Source organism: Paraburkholderia piptadeniae, assembly GCF_900007165.1.
GTDB classification, from domain to species: Bacteria; Pseudomonadota; Gammaproteobacteria; order Burkholderiales; family Burkholderiaceae; genus Paraburkholderia; species Paraburkholderia piptadeniae.
Genome location: NZ_CYGY02000063.1, coordinates 81,976 through 103,594, shown reverse-complemented (window position 1 = coordinate 103,594; position 21,619 = coordinate 81,976). Strand labels below are relative to the sequence as shown.

Here is a 21,619-nt window from a genome sequence, read left to right as displayed (position 1 = left end):
AAGAAGTTCTTTAGGCGATCGTCAGTGACGGTGCGGCGATTTCGTTCACTGGTTCTATCCGGATCAGTGTTTCGCCAGCCCTAACGGTCTGGTTTTCTGTCACCGTAATACCCCGTACGACGCCGTTGACAGAAGCGTTCAGCGTCGTAATCATTTTCATTGCTTCCACACGCATCACCGGGTCGTTGACATGCACATGACTACCAATATGGACCAAGATTTCCAGCACGGTGGCCGGCATTGGAGCGACAATCAGTGGAGATTTACTACCCGTCCGTTTTGATTCGGACATAACCGATGCACGCTTCCGTCCGGCGCGGACGTCAAACTGCGCCGCATAGCCGTCCGCAAGCACATGAATGCGGCCGTCGGCGGTCTTGCCGATACTGAATTCGCGCGGAACGCCGTCTACGGTGCAGTGCAAACGGCGTGGCATGGAGCATTGATCGACGCCACAGTCGACGTGCTGTATTTCAATATGGAGACGCGTCTCATCGACGATCACGTCGATGATGTTCGCGTCGGCACTAGCAAGCGTGACGTCGACGGATTCGTTCGAGTCGGCGTCACTGGTGACATGAAAAGCGGCAGTCCTGCTACGCCCTGTTCCATTTAGGTTCGACACTGATACTCTCCTAGATTACGTCAACGTACGAGCGTAGTTGGTTGCGCATTCGCCAGGGCGACGCGGGCGCAGCCGTTGTCGCCACGTCCGCCGACGGCTCCCTGCGTCTTGCGAGCCAGGCCGACACTGCGGCAATAGCGACAAGACCCTTCTGGATCTCAGTTTTCTCGGGGGCAGAGACGCTGAACTCCCCCACCAGTCCCAGGTTGTAGCCGCCGCGAATGAAATCCGGATGGCGAAGCAACCAGTGGTGAAAGGCAACGTTGGTGGGAAATCCCACGACCTTAAACTCCCGAAGCGCCTCTGTAGCCCGAAACAACGCTTGGGTCCGATCGCGGCCGTGCACGATCAGCTTCGTGCACAGGCTGTCAAAGAGCGGGGACTGCACCATGCCAGACGTAATCCCGGAATCGACGCGAATTCCCGGCCCTTCCGGCACGGCATAGGACAACACAACGCCGGCTACCGGGAAGAAGCTGTTCAGCGGGTCCTCCGCACATATCCGAAATTCGATGGCATGACCGGCCAAGTGAATGTCGTCCTGTTCAAGCGCCAGCGGCTCGCCACTCGCCACCCGGATCATCTGTTCCACGATGTCAACGCCGCAGACCGATTCGGTTACCGGATGCTCGACCTGGATACGAGCGTTCATCTCGATGAAGTAGAAGCGGCCGGTGGGATCCACGAGAAACTCAACCGTCCCCGCACTGTCGTATCTGATTGCCTTTGATATACCCAACGCCGAGCGATACAGACTCCGGCGAACGCGAGCACTCAGGTTGGGGGCGGGCGCCTCCTCGACGAGTTTCTGGCGCCGCCTCTGGACGCTGCATTCGCGGTCACCCAAATGTAATACCGTGCCATGTTGGTCCGCAATGATCTGCACCTCGATGTGCCGGACCTTCTCGCCAAGAAATCGCTCGACGTAGACTTGGTCACTTCCAAAGGCACCTTGTGCCTCGCGCCTGACTTCCTCGAGCACGCCGACGAGTTCGTGTTCATCCTGAGCAACGCGAATTCCGCGGCCGCCCCCGCCCAGTACAGCCTTCACAATGATCGGAAAGCCGATCTGCCTTGCGATGCTCACGCACAAATCCATGTCCGCCGGCATCATGGCGCCCGGAATCACGGGGACGCCAGCTTCTTCAGCGGCCTGTCTCGCCTGCAGCTTGTCGCCCGAGAGACGGATCGCGTTCACATTGGGACCGACAAATACAAAGCCCTCTGAAGCACAGAGCGCCGAAAATCCGGCGTTTTCCGCGAGCGGTCCATAGCCCGGCGCGATTGCGTCCGCAGGGAGAAGCTTCGCGGCCGCGATGACTTCGGGGATCGCTTCAGATGGTGTGCGAGCCTGTAAAGGAATGCGTCGATCCGCTGCCATCACATAAGGCGCGCCCATATCTTCAACCGGGTACGCGACAGCCGTTTCGATACCCAGTTCACGGCAAGTTCGAATGAACCGCATCGCGATCTCACCGCGGCAGCACAGCAGCAGCCTGCGGATCATGACGCTGCTCCTGCGGCCGTTAACGCGCTGTTCACTCCGCGGCCAAGCGTCGTGTGTGCGCGTGTGAACTCATTCGCGGTGATAGCGCCGGCGACCGAGATTTCCCCGGCTAGAGCCACCGCGGCGGCGATCTCCGAGAGCTTGCGAGCATCCTCCTCGCAGTTGATCATTGCGAGACATTCGCGCTGTACAGGAAGGCGCGTGCCGCCGCCCACAGTGCCGACAATCATGTTGGGCAGGGTCACCGACGCCAGTAGATCGCCGTTATCCCGCGGTTCAAACGACGTGGTGGCGTTCTTGAACGATACGGTCACAAACGCCGGGTCTTGTCCGCACGCGATGAACAGCGCAGTCAGTGCATTTGAAACGTGGATGTTGGGGGCGGTTGCTCCCCGCTGCGCGAGAAGTGTATTGCATGCACCGAGAAACCGGTTCATTCGCGCGGCCGTGGTGCGCATGATTTCCCGAAGCGCTTCTCGCGGAATGAGAACGCTCGCCGAGACATAGCGCCCCTTGGCTTCATCGGGCACAAACCGTTTGTCGCCGCCGAGGGTGTTGTAGTAATCGGAGATCAGATCGCCGGCATTGGCCAGAATGTACCTGCAGGCCGCTTCGTTGGCTTTCGTGGCCATGTTCAGACCCATCGCCTGACCGGTCTCGTAGACGAACGAAAGGCCCACCAAATCGCCCTGATACAGCGGACTGATTTCTTTTACCCGAGCGTACCGGCTCGTGTCGTTCGCCGCATCGGCTACCGCAGCCGCATTGGATCGCAGCCATGCGTCGAACTGTGTCGCCAGAGAGGCATGCCGAAGGACGACGGCAGAGACTTTGATGAGCGCGTCGCCGAAGAAAGCATACGTGCCTCTGCCGGCCAGTGCACTGGAGTTCTCCGGTGCGGTTACGCTGCATCCGCCGCTCGCCGTGATGATCCGCATGCCGCGCGAAAACGAGGCAACGAGCGTACCCTCCGTCGTAGCAAGCGGTACGACGAAATCTCCACGCGCCCGAACGCCGTTGATCCTCACCGGACCCGCGACGCCAACCGGCACACCCACAAAGCCTACGACGTTCTCGCACGTTCCGGTGACCAGCTCGGTCGGAACGCGCTCCCCTGCCAAGTAAGGAAACGACCGACCGGTGCGATCCTCCAGCCAGTGAAGGCGCGTTGCGATCGCATCCGTGCTGTAGTCGTTCTCTGGAAATCGGGGAATCTTCATGTCGTGTCCCTCACAGTTGAATGTTCGAGTGGCGACGTAGCGGTGTACTCGATATTTTCTCGGCTAGAAGTTCGAAGCTCGATATGAGCGTGTTCCGCACTTCTTGCAGAGCAACGATGTTGTCGATATATCCCTTCCGAGCGGAATACATGCTGCTCGCATGAGCCTCGCGATATTCCTCGATCAGTTCGAGGCGCCGTGCCGCCGCCTGTCCGACGTTCTCGAGTTCCCGTTTGAAGATCACAGAAACGGCACCCTCCGGCCCCATGACCGCAATTTCCGATTGGGGTAAGGCAAAAATGAAATCCGTCGCCGACGCGTTCGCGAGAGTTGGGTAGGCCCCACCATACGCCTTGCGCAGCACGATGGCGATTTTCGGAACGTTGGCCTCGCAGTACGCATGCAACAGCTTCGCGCCCGCTCCGATAATGCCGCCGGTTTCCTGCTCAAGACCAGGAAGATAGCCAGGCACGTCAATAAGCGTAAGGAGCGGTATGTCAAATGAATCGCACATCCTTACGAATCGGGCCGCCTTGATGGATGCGCTAACGTCCAGACACCCACCCTTGAAGGCGGGCTGGTTGGCGACAATACCGATGCACCGGCCTGCGAGATGGGCGAAAGCACAAACGATATTCCGAGCGAATTCTTGCTGAATTTCCAGGAATTGACCGTTATCGACAATTTCCTGTATCACATCGAGTACGCTATATGGTTCAGATTTCTCTGACGGGATAACAAATTCGAGCTTGCCGGTGGCGCGGTACGCTATATCGCCCTCATCCCTGAACGGCGGGCGGGTGGTGTTGTTCTGGGGAAGATAGCCGAGCAGGTCACGCGCGAGGGCGACGGCGTGAGGTCGTCCTTCCGCGCGAAAATGGGCAAGACCAGTTACCTGAACGTGCATGCGACTACCACCAATCTCGGCGTTGGTCACACTTTCGCCGGTTGCGGCCCGAATGACGGATGGCCCGGTCAGAAACATTGAAGCATCATCGCCGGCCATGATAATGAAGTCGGTCAACGCGGGCGTATAAGACGCACCGCCGGCGCAGTCACCGAATATCACAGAGATCTGTGGCACAACACCCGATGCCTTCACAGTCTTGTAGAACACATCGGCAAACTGGACTCCCGCATCCACCCCTTCGTGGATCCTGATGCCAGAGGATTCGTTCAGCCCAATAATCGGGGCGCCAATGCGCAGCGCGAGATCAAGGAGGTTGGACATTTTGACGGCGTGCATTCGACTGGAACTGCCGCTCAGGAACGCGCGATCGTGCGCGTATATGAGAACGGTGCGGCCATCGATTTTTCCATGGCCGGTGATCAGACCGTCGCCCGGCACGGTGCGGCGTTCAGCGCCAAAGTGACGCGAGTCGTGTTCGACGAGGCGATGCGTCTCGATGAACGTGCCAGGATCGACGAGCATCGCGATGGCTTCTCGCGCGTTCATTGGACGTGCGTCGAGCACGGGAAAACGTTGAGACTTGACGCTCATTGCTCTTGCTCTCTCAGGCGGCAAGCTACTGTCGTCGCCAGTTGTATGGCTCCAAAGCAGTGGTTCACGAAAAAAATCCCACCGTGTCGGTTTAAGCCGATTCCCCGCCGCCAACTCAGATCCAAGATTAGCGTGTCCAAAAGTTGCGCCGCTGGAATTGACGCCATTTTGATCGCAGCCGCCGCTTCTATCACGAAATTTGGGATGGGGCGAGAGATATACTCGCATTCATCTGCAAACGATGTCCTGCAAACCGTTGCTGGATCCCCTTTCTTACTCCGATAAAATTACACCGCAAAGCAAACCGTAATTTTTCGGCGTAAACATCAGATCTCTCCCAGCGCGAATCGTAATTGATTCACCGACAATCCCATCAAAAAGGTTTTTATTTTCGTGGATGAAAGAATTCGAATTCGCGTAGTCGACAATTGAAAGACGTCTGGGGTCTCCGGAGCCGCTAGCCTTTGCACTTACGCGCCCTACGCATAGGGCCTGATCTGAACCGTCGATGAGAAGACCGCCTGCTTGCTTCAATGCTTTGGCTGCAACGCCCTTGGACCACCTGGTCGCAACGGTATCGATAGCGATGTCCCCCCTAAGTGTTAACCTCGGAACTTGACTATCGACATAGCAACTGAATCCATAATCAGAAATTCTCCGAAGGGTTGCATGATCTCGCTGGCTTCCGATGACAATGATCTGTCGCGGCCTGTGGAGTTCGTGCAATACAATCGCAAACAGGAGCACCCTATAGTCTCGGCCGATCAGCATTACGTTGCAGCTGCCAACCGAGACAACGAAATTCCTACAGATCTTTAGGGGGATGCTCAAAGGGTCGATTAGAAGCGCGTCGGAGAGTGACGTCTCCGGAGTGAGCGGGATTAAGTCACTTGCGCTCGCAGTGACGCAACGAAGTAGTCTATGCTCCGTGCCAGCGCCCAAAGAAGATTCGAAGTCGACGGTCGCTCTTTTGGGCACAACCACCATTCGGTCACTATTAACGGCTGTGCGCGACGAAGGCGAGCGGATTACACCGATGCAAGTATCGCAGTGTCGAGACGAAACGTTTGGATCTGCAAGAAATGCCTTGAGATTATTACATGCGATGCCTGCCGCAAACGGTTCTACCAATACACGCTGCAGGCTCGTGGAACGTTCGAATACCAATGATGACGGCGAGGATCTTGGGGAAAAGTTCATTGACGGATTAGATTCTTGGCTAGTTGACCGGTATCGTTTCGGCAAGTGCGACTTCGCCGAGTCTTTAAGAACACGGGGCTTCCGACTTGATTGCGACTTTCAAAGATCGCGATTTGCATGGCCGGCGGGGGCCGGTGCGACTGGAGGCGACAATGATCGAGCTACTTGCGATGCACCTTCGCGGCATCTGTGAGTCGATCGACGCCAGATCCGTGCCACGTGAGTACGGCACTGCCGACGCTGCTTCGACGCTTCGCTCTGTCTCATTCCTGACAATTCCGGCTCAACCTATCGCATAATTGGCGCAGTCACGACAATGCGTCGACACGGATTTCATTCTGTACATCTGAATTACAAGTTTGTGTTTCCGCTTTCGGGCCGCGTTGCGTTCGCCCATCAGCAGATTGATGCTGACGTTCGCACAAGATGAGTACTTGCGCATCACCTTTATGAAGATCTCGGTCACGTCGTCGAGCGCCTTCTGAAGCTGCGCCTGGATGAAGAGCACGGCAAGCGCATAGCGAGCGACGGAGGCTCGTAGCGGCGTGCGCACCAGATCGTCGATCGGGACGTTGACGATATCGGGCAGCTCGGTTTTCGTTTGGGCTTCCTCGCGTGCGAGCTTGGCCAGCCACGCTGTTTCCTCGTCGGGATCGAACGCTCAAATGCCGAGATAAGAACGGAGCACCTTTTGGTGACGAATCCAGGTGCCGGACTGATCGTAGCGCGAGATTGCCGTCCGAGACAGCGGGCGTGCCCGCAGTGCGATGCGAATGTGGTCGATGATCGCAACCGGCACGTCCGACAACATTGGGAAGTAGCTGAGCCGCTGCAGTAGCTTCATATGGACCATAATCAGGACAGCCATCGATTCCTGCCGGGGATTGTCGGCGCACCAAGTATTTTCGGCGAGGTTGGCGTGAACGCTGCTCTCAGCTCGGCTGTGCTCGGCGCAGCCGGCAGGATGGGGTAGATGGTTTCGTGGACAGTCGTCATCCCGGCTGCCGACGTGAGAATATCGTGGTTGTGACCGACGCGTGGCGCGAGTTTTCGCGTACGGTGGTGAACGTCGCGCCCCGCGCGAGTGCATGGGTGGCATGTGTGTGCCTCATCCAGTGCGGCGTGGCTCGCCCGCAATTTGTCGGCGAGCATCGATGATCGGACTCAATGGCGTCAGGCGCAGTCCGGAAGAAGCGGCGTAGCACGTCCCGCAGTCGCGGCGTGGTAATGCCGCCCTCGTCCTCCAGGTTGCCGGTGAGCGGCGTGTCATGCGTCCAGCGTGCCCGACTCACGTGTAGCGCGCGCTGCGAAGGTACTGGTCCAACGCTTCGCTCGCCAGTGATGGGAGAACGACCTTGCCGGGGTTCGCATCCTTACCGCGCCGCGAGCGCTCGTCGTGCGCGCCGATTCGATGCCGCCAAGCGTGGCGCCGACGAGTTCGCCGGCGCGTAGGCCGGTTGCATAACCAAAATCGAGCAGAAAGCGCAGTCGCTCCGCAGCGGATGCCGTCCACCCGTGCGGCCATTCAGGCCCATCAGCAATGACTCCAACCAGATCCACTCGCCCGCAGTAAAGGCGCGTAAAGCGTCAGAAACGCTCGCGCCTCGAGCCGTCGGCTTGCCCGCGCCGCCGTCGTCCGCGATCTGCCCGCGATTGCCCGCGACGGTTCAGCCAGCGGCGCCTGAATTCGCGCACCACGTACGCGAATCGATGTCGAACGTGAGCGTCCGAAATACGAGGTTCCTGAGTTGCCCGAATTTTTTGCGGTGCAGGGGCGGTGGATTGGCGGTCTTGGATAGGGTTTTCGCTATAATTGCGGCAGTTTCTGGGACCACGATCCAAGTATGGCACGAACTCGAGCAGACAATTTCGACGACGTTAAGGCGGCAATCCTGGCTGCAGCGGCGCGCGTCTTTGCGGAAAAGGGCTTCCGGAACGCGAACATCATCGACATCGGGGCTGCGTCCGGCGCGTCGAAGTCGCGGATGTACCACTACTTCCCGTCGAAGGAGGCGATGCTTTCGGAAATGTTGCTGGAGCATGTCAACGGTCTGTTGACGATTGCGCGCGACATTACCGGGTCGAAGCTTCCTCCGGAAGAGAAACTTCGGAAATATGTTCTCGCTCACCTGAACTACTACTTTGGCATGCGGGATCGTCACAAGGTGCTGCTCACGGACGCTGAATATTTGCCCGAAGCGGTGCTGGCAGATGTTCGGGGCTCGGAGCATCAACTGGTTCAGCAACTCGGTGCCGTCCTCAAGGAACTGAACCCCGAGAGGTTCAAGGCACGTCTGAATACATCCGCTCATGCCATGCTTATCTACGGAATGTTGAACTGGACACATACGTGGTACGAGCCCGAGGGCGCACTGAGCCTCTCATCCCTTGCCAGCAAGGCCGTGGACCTGTGCCTGCATGGGGTGCTCTGAATTTTTTTGCAAATTAATTGACCGTCCAGACGGCCAATGATACATTTTGACTCATAGATTGACCGTCTGGACGGGTAATTCTTCGTACAAGGGAGGGAAACGCATGTCGATGAACAAGGAAGCCATCGCCGACACGATGGAGCTGCCGCCGCCAATCACCGAGCCGAATATTTTTCCAGTTCGGTGGGATCGCAAGACCATGAAACTGGAAGAGGTCTGGGACGCCTCGCTAAGGGATGCATGGGACCCGAAGAAGTTGCCCTGGGATTCATTGAGCTTTGAGCAGTACTCGTGGGAGCAGCGCGAAGCAATCGCCTACTGGTGGACGTTGCTGGGGGTTTTCGACGGTTCTGGGCCCCCCGTCTTCGCGGCCGCCGTGATCAAGACCTTCGAAGAGCATGAGGAAGATCCTGTTCGTCGCGCCTTCTTCTCAATCACCCGTGACGAAATGAACCACGAAGTGGTCTGCGGCATGATGGTCGAGAAGCTGCTTGGCGGTGTGTCCAGCGCTCTGGATTACGAACCGAAGACCGAACTGGGGCGTCGTCTGAAGCGCAATGTTCATTGGCTTTATCACAACGGCGCGCGTTACTGGAACGGCTACAAGAAGGCGGTGCCCAAATATAGTCTGGCGGTTTTGTTCTCGTCTTTCATGATGGGCGAGATCGCGGCCGCGTCGATCTTCCATCAGATGGCCAATGGCTGCAAGGAAATCCTTTTCAAGGAGGCCTTCCGTAGCATCGGGCGCGACGAAGCGCGTCATATGGCTATTTGCATGACGCTGATGGAACGCGACTACCCGAATCTGCCGCAGGAGGATGCTGCGATCATCACAAAGCAGATCCGGGCCGGCTATCTGTTCCTGTCTGCTGTCCTGTTCGAACCGCCGCCCGAATTCTGGGACTTGCCGTCCGACTTCATAGCAACGCAGCGCGAATCTGAGGCGATCGCTCGGGCGGCCGGGTTCTTCATTCCGGACTACGAGCAAAAGAAGGAAAACTGGCGCAAGTCGATGCTCAACCTGAAGGGCCTGCTCGACAAATACGGGATTGCGTTCCCGGCGATTCCGGAAGTGGGCATTCAGGGACAGGAAATCACGGCGATTGATTGGGATGACATCATCCCGGTCTTCTAAACAGTCATGGGCGCGCTTTCCGGATATCGCTTCATCGAAATGGCAGGCCTCGGTCCGGCGCCTTTTTGCGGCATGATGCTCGCCGACATGGGCGCGGAAGTCATACGTATCACGCGCAAGCCGGGCCACGAAAAGCCGCTGATCGATGAGGCTTCCGACATACTCAATCGAGGTCGCGTCAGTCTGGAACTCAACCTGAAGAATGCCCGGGACAAAGAAATCGTTCACGAGCTGATCTGCAAGGCTGATGGCCTGATCGAGGGATATCGTCCCGGCGTGATGGAACGTCTCGGCCTCGGGCCAAAGGATTGCATGACGCTCAATCCGGGGCTGGTCTTTGGTCGCGTCACGGGCTGGGGGCAGGACGGACCGCTTGCTGGCAGGGTAGGGCATGACATCAATTATCTCGGATTGTCGGGTGCCTTATCCGCCATTGGCCGCAAGAATTCCGGTCCTTTGCCGCCACTGAACCTCGTGGCCGACTTCGGTGGCGGTGGGATGCTCCTTACGGTGGGTATGCTCTCAGCACTGCTCGAAAAGAGGACATCCGGACGCGGCCAGGTTGTCGATGCCGCCATGATCGACGGATGTGCTTTGCAACTAGCCATGATTCTCAGCTTGAGGAACATGGGCACGTGGCGAAATGAGCGTGAAAGCAACCTGCTCGATGGTGGGGCTCCCTTTTATAGCACTTATGAGTGTGCCGATGGTCGGTACATGGCCGTTGGCGCGATCGAGCCGGATTTTTACAGGGTTTTTCTCCGCGTTTGCGGAATCGACGACGCTGTGATGCAGGCACAGTGGCGTCGCGACCTGTGGCCCGTTCAGAAAGAGATCGTCGCCAAGGTGTTTCTGCGCAAGACGCGCGAGTCCTGGACTAGGCTGTTCGAGGAGGCAGATGCGTGTGTAACACCGGTACTGGAGCTGGATGAGGCGCCTGCACATGAGCACAACCGTGCTCGTGCAACGTATTCGGTGTCCGCCGCCGGAATCTCGCCAGGCGCCGCGCCGAGGTTCTCGCGGACTGGCTCGCTCGCCGGTGCTCCGGACGACAGTACACCGGAGCGATGCCTGGCTGTGCTTGCCGGCTGGGGTGTGAGTCAGTCGTCGATTGCGCATCTCGGCGGCTCCTGAATCGATGCCAATAAATATCATCGACCGTATGCACGGTCATTTTGGGACATGCTGGTAAGGAGGCGAGATTGTCTTTCTTGACGAAATACTTCGACGAGATTCAAGTCGACGAATCGATGGTTACCCGTGGCCGGACGATCACGGAGTGCGACATTGTGCAATGGTGCGCACTGACCGGAGACTGGTATGTGTTGCATACCGATGCCCACTACGCCGCGCAGACGCGTTTTGGTCAACGCATCACGCCGGGGCTTCTGGTCCTGGCTTACGCGGCAGGCCTGGGTATACCGCCGGACGCCCCGGCAATCATCGCCAACTACGGAACCGACAACCTTCGCTTCACGGCCCCAACCTATATCGGTGACACGCTTCACCTTGAAGCCCGGGTCCTTTCCACGGAAACAAAACGGGAAAAGCGTGACGGTGTCGTTCGCCTGGCATGGAACATGGTGAATCAGAACGGGATCATGGTCATGACAAGCGATCTGCAGATATTGATGGCCTGTAAGGAGATAGCCAATTGACCACTATCGAAAAAGTCGGTGCCCAGAGCGAGTCGATCATCGCTGTACACGATGCTGGGCTGACCACCATTACCATGAATCGTCCTCGGAAGAAGAACAGCTTGACCATCGAAGGCATGCAGGAGATTGCCGCCGCGGTCAAGGAGGCTCGCTCCAGCGGTAGCCGCGCCATTCTTATCCGCGGCAGCGGCGGAAGCTTCTGCGCGGGGCGCGATCTTTCAGATGTCGATCCAAAGAACGACGACACACTCCATGTCTTGAGAGACCAGATCAATCCAGTGCTGGCCGCCGTTCGTCAGTGCCCAATCCCGACCGTTGCGCAGATCGAAGGCCCGGCGCTGGGATTTGGCTTTGGTCTTGCGCTTTCTTGCGACATCGCCTATGTCGCCGAGACGGCCTTGCTCGGAAGCCCGTTTCGGAATATCGGTCTGGTCATGGATTCGGGCGGGCATTATGAGCTGCGTGAACGCCTCGGCCGTGCGCGGGCGGCTGAGTTGATTTTCACCGGCCGGCTGTTTTCAGGACTGGAAGCAGCTCGGATCGGCCTGGTTAATCGCGCCGTTGCTGCCCCGGATCTGGAATCCGTCTCTAACAAATTGCTCGCTTCCATCATCAGTGGTCCAACGCAAGCATTCAAGGCAAGCAAGAAAATCCTCGATGAAGGGCATACCTATGAACAGACGGTCGAGCTTGAAGCGATTGCTCAGGCCGCGCTGATGCACACTCGCGACGCCGCGGAAGGCCTTCAGGCTTTCCAGGAAAAGCGCAAACCCACCTTCGTTGGTCGCTGAAGCAAGCGGTCGAGGAGATGAAAAGATGACCAATAAGGTCTTCGTCGTCGGCGTCGGTATGGTGCCGTTCATGAAGCCGAGCGTCGCGCGCCCCTACACCGACATGGGCCCCGGTGCCGTGACGCTTGCCCTGAAAGATGCCGGACTGTCCTACGGCGCAATCCAGCAGGCCTACGCCAGCTATGTGTTCGGTGATTCCGCGGCGGGGCAGGCCGTGCTGTACAAGGTCGGGCTGTCCGGCATTCCGATCTTCAATCTGAACAATTATTGCGCGAGCGGCTCGTCAGCAATATTCCTGGCGCGCCAGGCCATTGAATCGGGCGTGGCCGAATGTGTGTTGGCGGTCGGTTTCGAGCAAATGCCGCCGGGTGCGCTAAAAAGCAGCTTCACGGATCGACCATCGCCAGTCGCCGCGTTTGCCGATCGGATGCGCTCGATTCAGGGCTACGAGGACGGCATTCCACGCGCCGCGCAGTTTTTTGGCGGCGCCGGTCGTGCCTATATGGAGGAATACGGCATAGCACCGGAAACCTTCGCGATGATTGCGGTGAAGGCCCGTCGCCACGCGGCGCGCAATCCGAATGCGGTCTTCCGGGATGAGGTCACTCTGGAAGAGGTCATGGTTTCACCGACGGTCTTTCATCCAATGACCCGGCTGCAATGCTGTCCGCCGACGTGCGGTGCTGCCGCCGCCGTCCTTTGCTCTGACGTGTTCGCGAGGAAGCACGGACTTGATATGCGGGTAGTCATCAAGGCGCAGTCGATGAGGACTGATACGCCGGTCACCTTCGAGTCACACGATATGCGCCATGTGGTCGGCTACGACATGACGGCCTCGTCCGCGAGGGATGTTTACGAAAAATCCGGCATCGGTCCGGAGGACGTCGACGTTGTTGAACTGCATGACTGCTTCACGGCCAACGAATTGATTACTTACGAAGGCCTGGGGCTGACGCCACCAGGTACGGCCGAGAGGTTTATCAGGGACGGCGAGAACACATATGGCGGCCGCTACGTGGTCAACCCATCCGGAGGGTTGCTGTCGAAAGGCCATCCGCTTGGAGCGACCGGGTTAGCGCAATGTGTCGAACTCGTGTGGCAACTTCGCGGAGGGGCCGGAGCGCGCCAGGTCGAGGGGGCGCGCACGGCGCTGCAACATAACCTGGGTCTCGGCGGTGCATGCGTCGTGACCCTGTATCAGTCGGCCTGAGAAGACGGGTGACATCATGGTTGAGCATATTTCGCAACCGGCTATCTCCGCCAACGAGGAGCACCGTGGCGATAGCGCCGGCCCCACTGTGAAACTCACGCGCGAGCTGCTTCATCGCCGTTCCTTCGATTGTGCGGGCTATCAGCGCGACGATGGAATGCTGGATATCGAGATCACACTGATTGACAGCAAGCCGGACGATTTTCTGCTGACCCGGGGTACCCGTCTGGGCGGACAGCCGATGCACCACATGGCGATGTGGGCGACGGTCGATGCCGACTTCCGGATCGTCGACGTGGTCGTCAACTCGCTTGCGACGCCGTACCCGGGGATTTGCGACACGATCGGCGCTTCCTATCGTCAGATTGTCGGACTGAATCTCCTGCATGGTTTTCGCTCAGCTGTCAGCAAATTGTTCGGCGGTATCGCAGGTTGCAGCCATTTGACCGAAATGCTCTACCTGATCCCGACGTTGGTGATCCAGAGCAGAGCCGAGGAGCGCTGGCAGCGGCGCGACAACGGACAGCGACCGTTCGAAATAGATGGCTGCCACGCCCTTAAGGCAAGTGGTGAACTCGTCAAGGAGGTCTACCCGGATTGGTGGAAAAGCCAGAAGACATGCAGTGAGTAGCCACGAACCAATCCGGTGGTGACCGTATGCATCACAAGGAATATATGGAGGAGACGATGGATATGAGCGTGCGTAACCATGTTGCCGAAGACTTTGCGAGCCGAGACGAGGTTCGTGCCATCCAGGCGCGCAAGCTGATCCGCCTGGGTGAAAGGCTTCAACACTCCGAAGTATGGAAGAAACATTTCAGATCGGCTGGCGTGAGCGCTTTGGACTTGACAGGGCTGGATGTGCTCTCCAACTTCCCGATGCTCGAAAAGATCGATCTGCGAGCGATGTACCCGTTTCCGATGCTGACGGTCGAGCTTGACAAGGTGATGCGTTTCACGGCCACGTCGGGCACAACGGGCCTTCCGGTCCTGTTCGGCTTCACCGCGAAAGACTGGCGCGAAACGGTCGTTAAGCAACTTTGCCGAATTTTCCGGACAGTTGGCATCGTGCCGGGTGACCGGGTCTACCAAGGGTATGGCTATGGCCTTTGGGTGGGGGGCTCGTCGATGGACGAGGCGATTCAAACCTACGGCGCGGTTAACTTTCCGATCGGGCCCGGCCGCAGCGACCTGATGCCAACCTGGATTCGCGACCATGCCTACGATGCGACCACCATGTCGCCGCTCTGGCTAATGACGCTGATCACGCATGCGCATAAGGTCGGCGTTAATCCCCGGAAGGACTGGAAGCTGCGTGTCGGCCTTTTCGGAGGCCAGTCGGTCTCGACTGCCTTTCGCGACCAGATGGAAGCGATGATGCCGGATGGTTTCATGGCTCATAACATCTATGGCTCCACGGAGGCCGGAGGCCCGATTGTCGGCATCTCGTGCGAGCATTCGCATGCCGCCGACGAGATGCACCTGATCAACGACGATTCGGTCCTCACTGAAATCATCGACCCTGTCAGCTTCCGACCGGTCGGGCCGGGGGAGGTAGGCGAACTGGTGCTGACGACGCTGGACAAGGAGGCCTCGCCGGTCGTGCGCTGGCGCACGCGCGACCTCGTCCGACTGTCCGACCATCCATACGGCTGCCCGTGCGGCCGCCATGGCTTTCCGCTGGTCGGCAGGATCATCGGGCGTTCCGATGACATGATGAAGGTGCGTGGCGTCATGGTCTTCCCGTCGCAAATCGAGGATGTCATCGCCAGTCAGCACGGCACTGTCAAGGAAGCCTGGCAGGTCTATATCGATTCCCAGGATGGCAGCATGGACCAGATTGAAGTGGCTTTCGAGCGGGCCAATCAGGCCTCGCTTTGCGCCACCAGCCTCGAAGGGGAACTGAAGAGCCTGCTGCGAGCGCGGCTCGGCCTGACCTGCACGGTCAAGTGCTACGAGGAAGGCCAACTGCCGCGATACGAGGGCAAGGCAACCCGGGTCGTCAAGCGTCAGAAGTCCTGACCAGTCCCCGATCGTAGAAACGGAGTATTCAACGTATGAAAACGATTCGCCTTCATCCTGCCGGCCACGAGGTCAAGTGCGGCGCCGGCGAGACTGTATTGATGGCGCTGGAGAACGCGGGTTATGCGTTGCCCAACAACTGCCGTGCGGGTGCTTGTGGAGACTGCAAGGTCAAGGTTCTGTCGGGGCGGTTCGACCAGGGCATCGTGCTCGATATGGCCTTGTCCCAGGAAGACAGGAAGCAGGGCTTCGGTCTGATGTGCATGGCCAAGCCTTTGTCCGATGAGCTTGTACTCGAATGGGGTAGTGAGCAAGCCAAACTGAATCTGTTTCCGCCACAAACCAACCAGATTTATGTCGTGACCGATCGTATTCGGCGCACTGGGCGTATTGTCGAACTTCGACTACGTCCGCTCGGCCCCCCGATGCGCTATTGGCCGGGGCAGTACGTCCTGTTGGGGGACCCCGAGGGGAGGATTCCTCCGCGCTGCTATTCTTTGGCCAGCGCCCCAAAACCGGATGGGGAGCTGACCTTGCAAATTACGCGTGTCGAAGACGGCAAGGCGAGCAGTTGGGCGCACGATCAATTGAGGGTAGGGGAGTCAGTTTCAGTATCCGGACCCTATGGAACGTTTATTGGTGACCCATCGGTCGAGACTCCTGTCCTGTGCATTGCGGCCGGCTCCGGCTTGGCACCGATTCTGTCGCTGGCCGACGCGGCTCTCCGGCGCGGATTTCGCCAGCCTGTCACGCTGATGTTCTCTGCAAGGACCCTTGACGATCTCTACGAGAGCGGTTTGTTCGAATACTGGACCAAGAAGTATGTCAATTTCCGTTACATACCCACGCTGACTCGAGACACCCACGGCGGTTTGACTGGACGGATTCCAGACGTTCTGCCGAAGCAATTCAAAGACCTTTCCAATTACAGCGTCTTTATTGCAGGCAGCCCGACGTTCGTCGACGCATGTGCATTGGCTGCAAAACGCTTGGGGGCCAGCGAACGCTTCATCTACACGGAGGGCTATTATGCTCAGGTCCACGCTTGCGCCCCGGCATCCGTCGTGTCTCAAACGACAGTCGCCGCATAGGAGTGCGGTATAGAAGTGTTCTTTTACGGAAGGAAATCAAATGAAAGCAATCGTCGTCAGGGAGCCGGGCGGGGTAGAGGTCATGAAAGTGGAGCAGGTTCCCGATCCAGTGGCCCGCGAGCGAGAGGTCGTCATCCAGATTGAGTCGTGCGGAATCTGCTTTCACGACATCGCGGTGCGCAATGGTACCTTGCGCCGTGGAGTGAAGATGCCATGCATTCCGGGCCATGAAATTAGCGGGACCGTGGTTGAGGTGGGTAAGGGTGTTACAAACTATCAATCTGGCGATCGCGTTGCTACGTCCCAGCGCTATCACATTTGTGGTGAATGCCGACACTGCCGCAGCGAGCATGAGGCGCTATGCGCGGAGAACAAATTTCTTGGCGACTGGGGCATGGTTGGAGGTTATGCGGAGTATGTAGCCGTCGCAAGCAACACGATTGCACGGATACCAGAGTCGGTGTCATTCGATTGGGCTGCAGTAGCTGCGTGCCCTGTCGGGACTGCTCTGAACGGGATACGCGACGTGGGTTGCGTAAGGCTGGGAGAGTCGGTGCTGATTACCGGTGCTGGAGGTGGGCTGGGATTGCAGGCGATTCAGATTGCACGTATGGCCGGCGCATTTGTGATTGCGCAAACGACCTCACCGCACAAAGTCCCGTTGCTCCAGGCGGCGGGGGCACATGAGATCGTGCTGCATGAACGAGGACAGGACTTTTCAGGCGAAGTGAAGCGCTTGACCTCCGGAAAAGGTGTCGACGTCGTGGTAGACAACGTGGGTAGCCCATTATTTGAATCGATGCGAAAAAGTTTATCGGACGGCGGGCGCTGGGTCATGATCGGCCAGGTTACTGGAGAATTCGTACCATTCAATCCGGCGCAGCTCTTCCTGCGCAACCAGTCCATGTTATCCGTGACAAGCAGTTCGAGAAATCATCTCGATGACGCTTTGGTGTTGATGGATCATGGATTCGTCAAGCCGGTTATCAGTGAAGTATTGTCATTGGACGACGCGGCATTGGGGCATTCGCTCGTGGAGTCAGGACGAGCCGCAGGGCGAGTGGTTTTGCAGCCGAAGCGATGAGTCGATGATGCTCGGAGAGTTTTGCCGCGAGCGACTTCCGTTTGAACCGCCTGCATGAGTACAGTGCATGAGGCTGCCTACCCGCTGCTGCTCGCCGAGGTAGGCGCCGATGAATTGCGCAAGGTCTACACGCCTAACGTGGGGTAATCGTGGCGCAAAATCTGGCGGTGATAGTTTGCAAAACCGCTTGCAGCAAGGCGCACCGACCTCGCGTTTTTGCGCAGTCGACGGATTTGTAAGTCATTTAGCAATCGGCGCTTTTCGGAAGAAACCGCCGGATTTTTCACCATTCGAACGATTACCCCGTGAAGGCCGGTTCGAACGGCATGATTTATTTCGGCTCACGCTCATTCATCGACGAGCTGCTCGCGATGACGCGCGCGGCCAGCGACCGATAACGGTTGCGCGACCGTTGCGCGTTGCCGCGCGGGCAGCGCCCGAGCGCGCCGCCGTCAAGCGCGGTGCGACGATGTTGACGACGCCCCGCCGCCGGCCGTTCCTGCAAGCGCGCGCTCGGCCTCTACGACGTCGTCGATACAGCGTACGAAGTACTCCGCCGACGACGTCGGCACCGCGCTTTCGCGAAACAGCAGGTACAGGTTCCTCGCGACCGGCTGCTCGACCAGGTCGAGCGTCTTCAGCGTGTCGGATGCGTCGCCGCGCAGCGCGAGCTGGGTCCACGCGGTTACCACGTCGCTGTTGACGGCCAGCGCATAGAACAGCGTCTGCGACGCACAGCGCGTGACGCGGCGCGGCGCCGGCAACCCCGCGCGCTCGAACAGCTCCTCAAGAAACACGCGGAAATCGGCCGACCGCCCCGTATGCAGCCACTCGGCGTCCTGCAGGTCTGCGAGCGATTTCGCGCCGGCCAGCTTCCCTTTCCGGCTGACCGCGAACCACATTGGAAACGTCTCGAGATGCACGCAGCGCACGGACGTGAAGTCCTGCGCATCCGTGCCGGCGCCCAACGCAAAATCCAGCGCGCCGTTCTTCAACTGCTCGACGAGCTGCGACGGACTGCCTTCGACGAACTCGAGCTGCACGTCCGGCATCGCACGGCGAAAGCGGTTGTACGCGGCCGGCAGCACCGTGATGCCCGCGAGCGGCGTCATGCCGATCGCGAGCCGGCCCTGCTGGTTGTCGCGCAACTGCGCCATCTCCTCCTCGGTGCGCGCGACCTCGTTGACGACCAGTTTGGCCCGCTGCAGCATCGCCCGCCCCGCGTCGGTCAACGTGACGCCCGACGAACTGCGCACGACCAGCATCAGTCCGAGTTCGTCCTCGAGATCGCGCAGCGAACGTGTGACGGCCGGCTGCGTCAGGTGCAGCGTGCGGGCGGCCTCGTGGATACTGCCTGAGCGGGCGACGGCCACGAGCGCGCGAAGCTGGTGAAGTTTCATGCGACGAATGGCTGGGGGCGAGCGACGGATTGGGGGGGATAAACAAATGTTATCAGGATAAAAACTTGCGCGTATCTGGATGTTTTCCCCGGACTTAACATCCAGCCAACTCTCAGGACACCCCATTTCCTATGGAGACACCCATTCCTATGGAGACATCCCCGATGCAAGACGCCGCCACGTCGCTCGCCGACGCGCCGTCGGCCCCGCGCCGCCGTTCTGTGCAGACACGGACAATCATCGCCACCTCGGCCGGCAACGCGCTCGAGATGTTCGACTTCACAGTGTTCAGCTACTTCGCCGCGCTGATCGGCAAGACTTTCTTTCCGGTCGATTCGGGCGTCGGGCCGCTGCTGCTCGCGATGGCGACGTTCGGCGTCGGCTTCGTGATGCGCCCGCTCGGCGGCATCCTGATCGGCAACTACGCAGATCGTGCAGGCCGGCGCGCGGCGCTGACGCTGACGATCCAGCTGATGATCGCGGGCACAGCGATCATTGCACTGACGCCGTCCTATGCGCGCATCGGCGTCGTCGCGCCGGTGTTGGTCGTGATCGGCCGGCTGCTGCAGGGCCTGTCGGCCGGCGGCGAGGTCGGTGCGTCGACGACGCTGCTGATGGAATCGGGCCCACTGTCGGGCCGCGGCTTCATGGTGAGCTGGCAGGTGATCAGCCAAGGCGTCGCGGCACTGCTCGGCGCGCTCTGCGGCGCGCTGCTGTCGGCCGTGCTGTCGGCCGACGCGCTCGAAAGCTGGGGCTGGCGCATACCGTTCCTGCTCGGCCTGCTGCTCGGCCCGGTCGGCTTCTACATCCGCCGGCACCTTGACGAAACCCACACGTCGGCGCGCGGCAGCGCGGTCCGCGAGGTATTCACGCACTATCTCGGCCGTGTCGTACTGGGCACGCTGCTGAGCGTCGGCTGCACGTCGACGCTGTACATCTTCGTGTTCTACATGCCCGCGTATGCGGTGCGCACGCTGCACCTGCCGATGGCGACCTCGCTGCTCGCCGGCTGCGCGTCGGGGCTGTCGATGATCGTCGCCGCGCTCGTCTCGGGGCGGTGGATCATTGATCGTCTGCCGCGCCGCAAGCCTATGATTGCCGTCACGTGGCTGGTGTCGCTCGCCTGCGTGTATCCGGCGTTCCGGCTGCTGATCGCCGCGCCGTCGGTCGAATTGATGGTGGCGATCGTCATCGTCGTGATGGCCTTCGCCACCGCCGGCAGCTCCGCGTTCCTGCTGCTGATCATGGAAGCGTTCCCGCAGCACGTGCGCGCTACCGCGCTCGCGACGATCTACAGCGTCGGCGTGACGGTTTTCGGTGGCTTCGCGCAATTCAACGTGACGTGGCTGCTCCATCGCACCGGCGATCCGATGTCGCCCGCGTGGTACGTGCTCGCATGCGGCGCCGTCAGCATGCTCGCGCTGTGGCGCTTCCGGGAGCGCCCCGCCGACACGCGCGACGACGACGGCCGCTAGACTACGCCCGACGCCGTCCCCTTTCCCGACGACGCGGGGCCCCGGTCCGGCACCGGCCCGCGCCACTCCGTACCCGAACCGGCCTGCCCGCGCAGGCCGACAGACTCCGCGACGTCGACGCGTGCGCGAGCGTGCCGCTGCGCGGCCGCGATTTGCGCGCCGACGATCGCAACACAACGACATGAACCTGCGCAATTCAACCCTGATGGCTGCGTATTGCGCGGCAAGCTGCACGTGGACCCCGCCGGCCCGGGCAAACGTGCAGATCTACGGCGCGCTCGACAGCTTCCTGCAGTACGCGCGCATCGGCAGCCAGACGAGCGCCGGCCTGATGAGCGGCGGCGCATCGACGTCGCGCTTCGGCTTCATCGGCAGCGAGAATCTCGGCGGCGGTCTGCGCGTGAGCTTCCGCCTCGAAAGCGGCTTCGATCTGATGTCAGGCCGACCGCAGAGCGCGACGTCGTTCTACAACCGCGAAGCCAATATCGCGATCAGTTCCGTCAGCTGGGGGACGATCAAGCTCGGCAAGCAGTATCCGGCGATCATGCCCGAAGCGGCCGACCCGTTCTATCTCGTCGGCCAGTTGTCGCCGTTCGCGAGCACCGCGATCGTGGGGGGCGACCTCGGACACGGCGCTGCATCGTTGCCGGGACGCATCGAGAACGCGATCAGCTACAAGACGCCGACCTACGGCGGGCTCGACATCACCGTGCTCTATGCATTGCGCAACGCCGCCGGCGCAAGTACGGTCGCGAGCAACGCGGGTGCTGTCGCCAACTTCGCGCGCGGCCCGCTGATACTGAGCGGAGCATACAACGCGATCTGGGCCGCCACGTCGTCGACGCTGGGCGGCTCGCCCGACGGCCCGCGCACCGACTCGGTGATGGCCAGCGCATCGTACGCGTTCGGCCCGACGCTCATGTCGCTCGCCTACACGCTGATGCGCCCCACCGCACCTGGCACGCGCGTCGCGCAGGTTTATTCGGTCGGCGCGATCTGGCAGCGCGGCCCGCACGCGATCCGGGCCGACCTCGCGTATCGCGTGATCGCCGGCCATGCCAGCCACGCGCTCGGCGCGCTGCTCGGCTACGACTACCAGTTCTCGAAACTCACCGGCGTGTACGGGCGGATCGGCGGCTTCAAGAACACAGGGCAATCGGCCCTGTCGTTCGGCTCAGCGCCGGTGTCCGCGCCCGGCATGAGCAGCACCGTCTTCGCCCTTGGCCTCCGGCAGAAATTCTGACCGCGCCAGCCTTTTCATAGGAGAA

19 protein-coding genes and 1 pseudogene are annotated in these 21,619 nt (G+C 59.8%); 12 read left to right on the top strand and 8 right to left on the bottom strand.

The features are described from left to right. Positions 1 to 10 precede the first annotated feature (10 nt). The 7 genes and pseudogenes from BN2476_RS30510 to BN2476_RS48615 all read right to left on the bottom strand — a co-directional run. Positions 11 to 625, bottom strand: coding sequence for an acyl-CoA carboxylase biotin carboxyl carrier protein subunit (locus BN2476_RS30510; protein WP_087737927.1), 615 nt, complete (start codon positions 623 to 625; stop codon positions 11 to 13). Between the two features lie 10 nt (positions 626 to 635). Continuing rightward, positions 636 to 2,132 (bottom strand): acetyl-CoA carboxylase biotin carboxylase subunit, encoded by a 1,497-nt coding sequence (locus BN2476_RS30505; protein WP_087737926.1) that lies wholly within the window; start codon positions 2,130 to 2,132, stop codon positions 636 to 638. Then, complete coding sequence (locus BN2476_RS30500; protein WP_087737925.1) at positions 2,129 to 3,352, bottom strand: hydroxymethylglutaryl-coenzyme A reductase family protein; 1,224 nt, start codon at positions 3,350 to 3,352, stop codon at positions 2,129 to 2,131. The genes BN2476_RS30505 and BN2476_RS30500 overlap by 4 nt, the downstream gene beginning before the upstream one ends. Before the next feature lie 10 nt (positions 3,353 to 3,362). After that, positions 3,363 to 4,853: an acyl-CoA carboxylase subunit beta gene (locus tag BN2476_RS30495; RefSeq protein WP_087737924.1), complete on the bottom strand. Its 1,491-nt coding sequence runs from the start codon at positions 4,851 to 4,853 to the stop codon at positions 3,363 to 3,365. Between the two features lie 1,483 nt (positions 4,854 to 6,336). Continuing rightward, positions 6,337 to 6,606 (bottom strand): hypothetical protein, encoded by a 270-nt coding sequence (locus BN2476_RS30485; protein WP_087737922.1) that lies wholly within the window; start codon positions 6,604 to 6,606, stop codon positions 6,337 to 6,339. Positions 6,607 to 6,714: 108 nt separating this feature from the next. Continuing rightward, a complete protein-coding gene (locus BN2476_RS30480) occupies positions 6,715 to 6,921 on the bottom strand; it encodes a DUF4158 domain-containing protein (protein ID WP_143811081.1) in 207 nt (68 codons plus the stop codon). A 151-nt stretch (positions 6,922 to 7,072) separates the two neighbouring features. Beyond that, positions 7,073 to 7,642, bottom strand: a pseudogene (locus tag BN2476_RS48615) (site-specific integrase); the annotation flags it as partial. 255 nt (positions 7,643 to 7,897) lie between these two features. On the opposite strand from BN2476_RS48615, the gene BN2476_RS30470 reads away from it, so the two are divergent. From BN2476_RS30470 to BN2476_RS30425, 10 genes are all read left to right on the top strand, one after another. Further along, complete coding sequence (locus BN2476_RS30470; protein ID WP_087737920.1) at positions 7,898 to 8,485, top strand: TetR/AcrR family transcriptional regulator; 588 nt, start codon at positions 7,898 to 7,900, stop codon at positions 8,483 to 8,485. 103 nt (positions 8,486 to 8,588) lie between these two features. Then, on the top strand, positions 8,589 to 9,620 hold the full coding sequence (locus BN2476_RS30465; protein WP_087737919.1) for a hypothetical protein: 1,032 nt from the start codon (positions 8,589 to 8,591) through the stop codon (positions 9,618 to 9,620). Between the two features lie 6 nt (positions 9,621 to 9,626). Then, complete coding sequence (locus BN2476_RS30460; RefSeq protein WP_087737918.1) at positions 9,627 to 10,754, top strand: CaiB/BaiF CoA transferase family protein; 1,128 nt, start codon at positions 9,627 to 9,629, stop codon at positions 10,752 to 10,754. A gap of 68 nt (positions 10,755 to 10,822) precedes the next feature. After that, positions 10,823 to 11,278, top strand: coding sequence for a MaoC/PaaZ C-terminal domain-containing protein (locus BN2476_RS30455; RefSeq protein WP_087737957.1), 456 nt, complete (start codon positions 10,823 to 10,825; stop codon positions 11,276 to 11,278). Further along, positions 11,275 to 12,069: an enoyl-CoA hydratase/isomerase family protein gene (locus tag BN2476_RS30450; RefSeq protein ID WP_227746889.1), complete on the top strand. Its 795-nt coding sequence runs from the start codon at positions 11,275 to 11,277 to the stop codon at positions 12,067 to 12,069. The genes BN2476_RS30455 and BN2476_RS30450 overlap by 4 nt, the downstream gene beginning before the upstream one ends. Positions 12,070 to 12,094: 25 nt before the next feature. Continuing rightward, positions 12,095 to 13,279: a lipid-transfer protein gene (locus BN2476_RS30445; protein WP_087737917.1), complete on the top strand. Its 1,185-nt coding sequence runs from the start codon at positions 12,095 to 12,097 to the stop codon at positions 13,277 to 13,279. Between the two features lie 16 nt (positions 13,280 to 13,295). Next, entirely contained in the window at positions 13,296 to 13,910 is a 615-nt protein-coding gene (locus BN2476_RS30440; RefSeq protein ID WP_087737916.1) for a DUF2889 domain-containing protein, read from the top strand. A 26-nt stretch (positions 13,911 to 13,936) separates the two neighbouring features. Further along, positions 13,937 to 15,301 carry a phenylacetate--CoA ligase family protein gene (locus tag BN2476_RS30435; protein WP_227746890.1) on the top strand — a complete coding sequence of 455 codons (1,365 nt, stop codon included), beginning with the start codon at positions 13,937 to 13,939 and terminating at the stop codon, positions 15,299 to 15,301. Between the two features lie 35 nt (positions 15,302 to 15,336). Next, positions 15,337 to 16,392, top strand: a complete 1,056-nt coding sequence (locus BN2476_RS30430) for a 2Fe-2S iron-sulfur cluster-binding protein (protein ID WP_087737915.1) — start codon at positions 15,337 to 15,339, stop codon at positions 16,390 to 16,392. Positions 16,393 to 16,432: 40 nt separating this feature from the next. Further along, a complete protein-coding gene (locus BN2476_RS30425) occupies positions 16,433 to 17,476 on the top strand; it encodes an alcohol dehydrogenase catalytic domain-containing protein (protein ID WP_087737914.1) in 1,044 nt (347 codons plus the stop codon). A gap of 452 nt (positions 17,477 to 17,928) precedes the next feature. Here BN2476_RS30425 and BN2476_RS30420 read toward each other — a convergent pair whose 3' ends face one another. Next, positions 17,929 to 18,876 (bottom strand): LysR family transcriptional regulator, encoded by a 948-nt coding sequence (locus tag BN2476_RS30420; RefSeq protein WP_160111788.1) that lies wholly within the window; start codon positions 18,874 to 18,876, stop codon positions 17,929 to 17,931. A gap of 164 nt (positions 18,877 to 19,040) precedes the next feature. Here BN2476_RS30420 and BN2476_RS30415 point away from each other — a divergent pair, with 164 nt between their 5' ends. Together BN2476_RS30415 and BN2476_RS30410 are read left to right on the top strand one after the other, a co-directional pair. Next, positions 19,041 to 20,351 carry an MFS transporter gene (locus tag BN2476_RS30415; RefSeq protein WP_087737912.1) on the top strand — a complete coding sequence of 437 codons (1,311 nt, stop codon included), beginning with the start codon at positions 19,041 to 19,043 and terminating at the stop codon, positions 20,349 to 20,351. 181 nt (positions 20,352 to 20,532) lie between these two features. Beyond that, positions 20,533 to 21,594, top strand: coding sequence for a porin (locus tag BN2476_RS30410; protein ID WP_087737911.1), 1,062 nt, complete (start codon positions 20,533 to 20,535; stop codon positions 21,592 to 21,594). Positions 21,595 to 21,619: the final 25 nt, after the last annotated feature.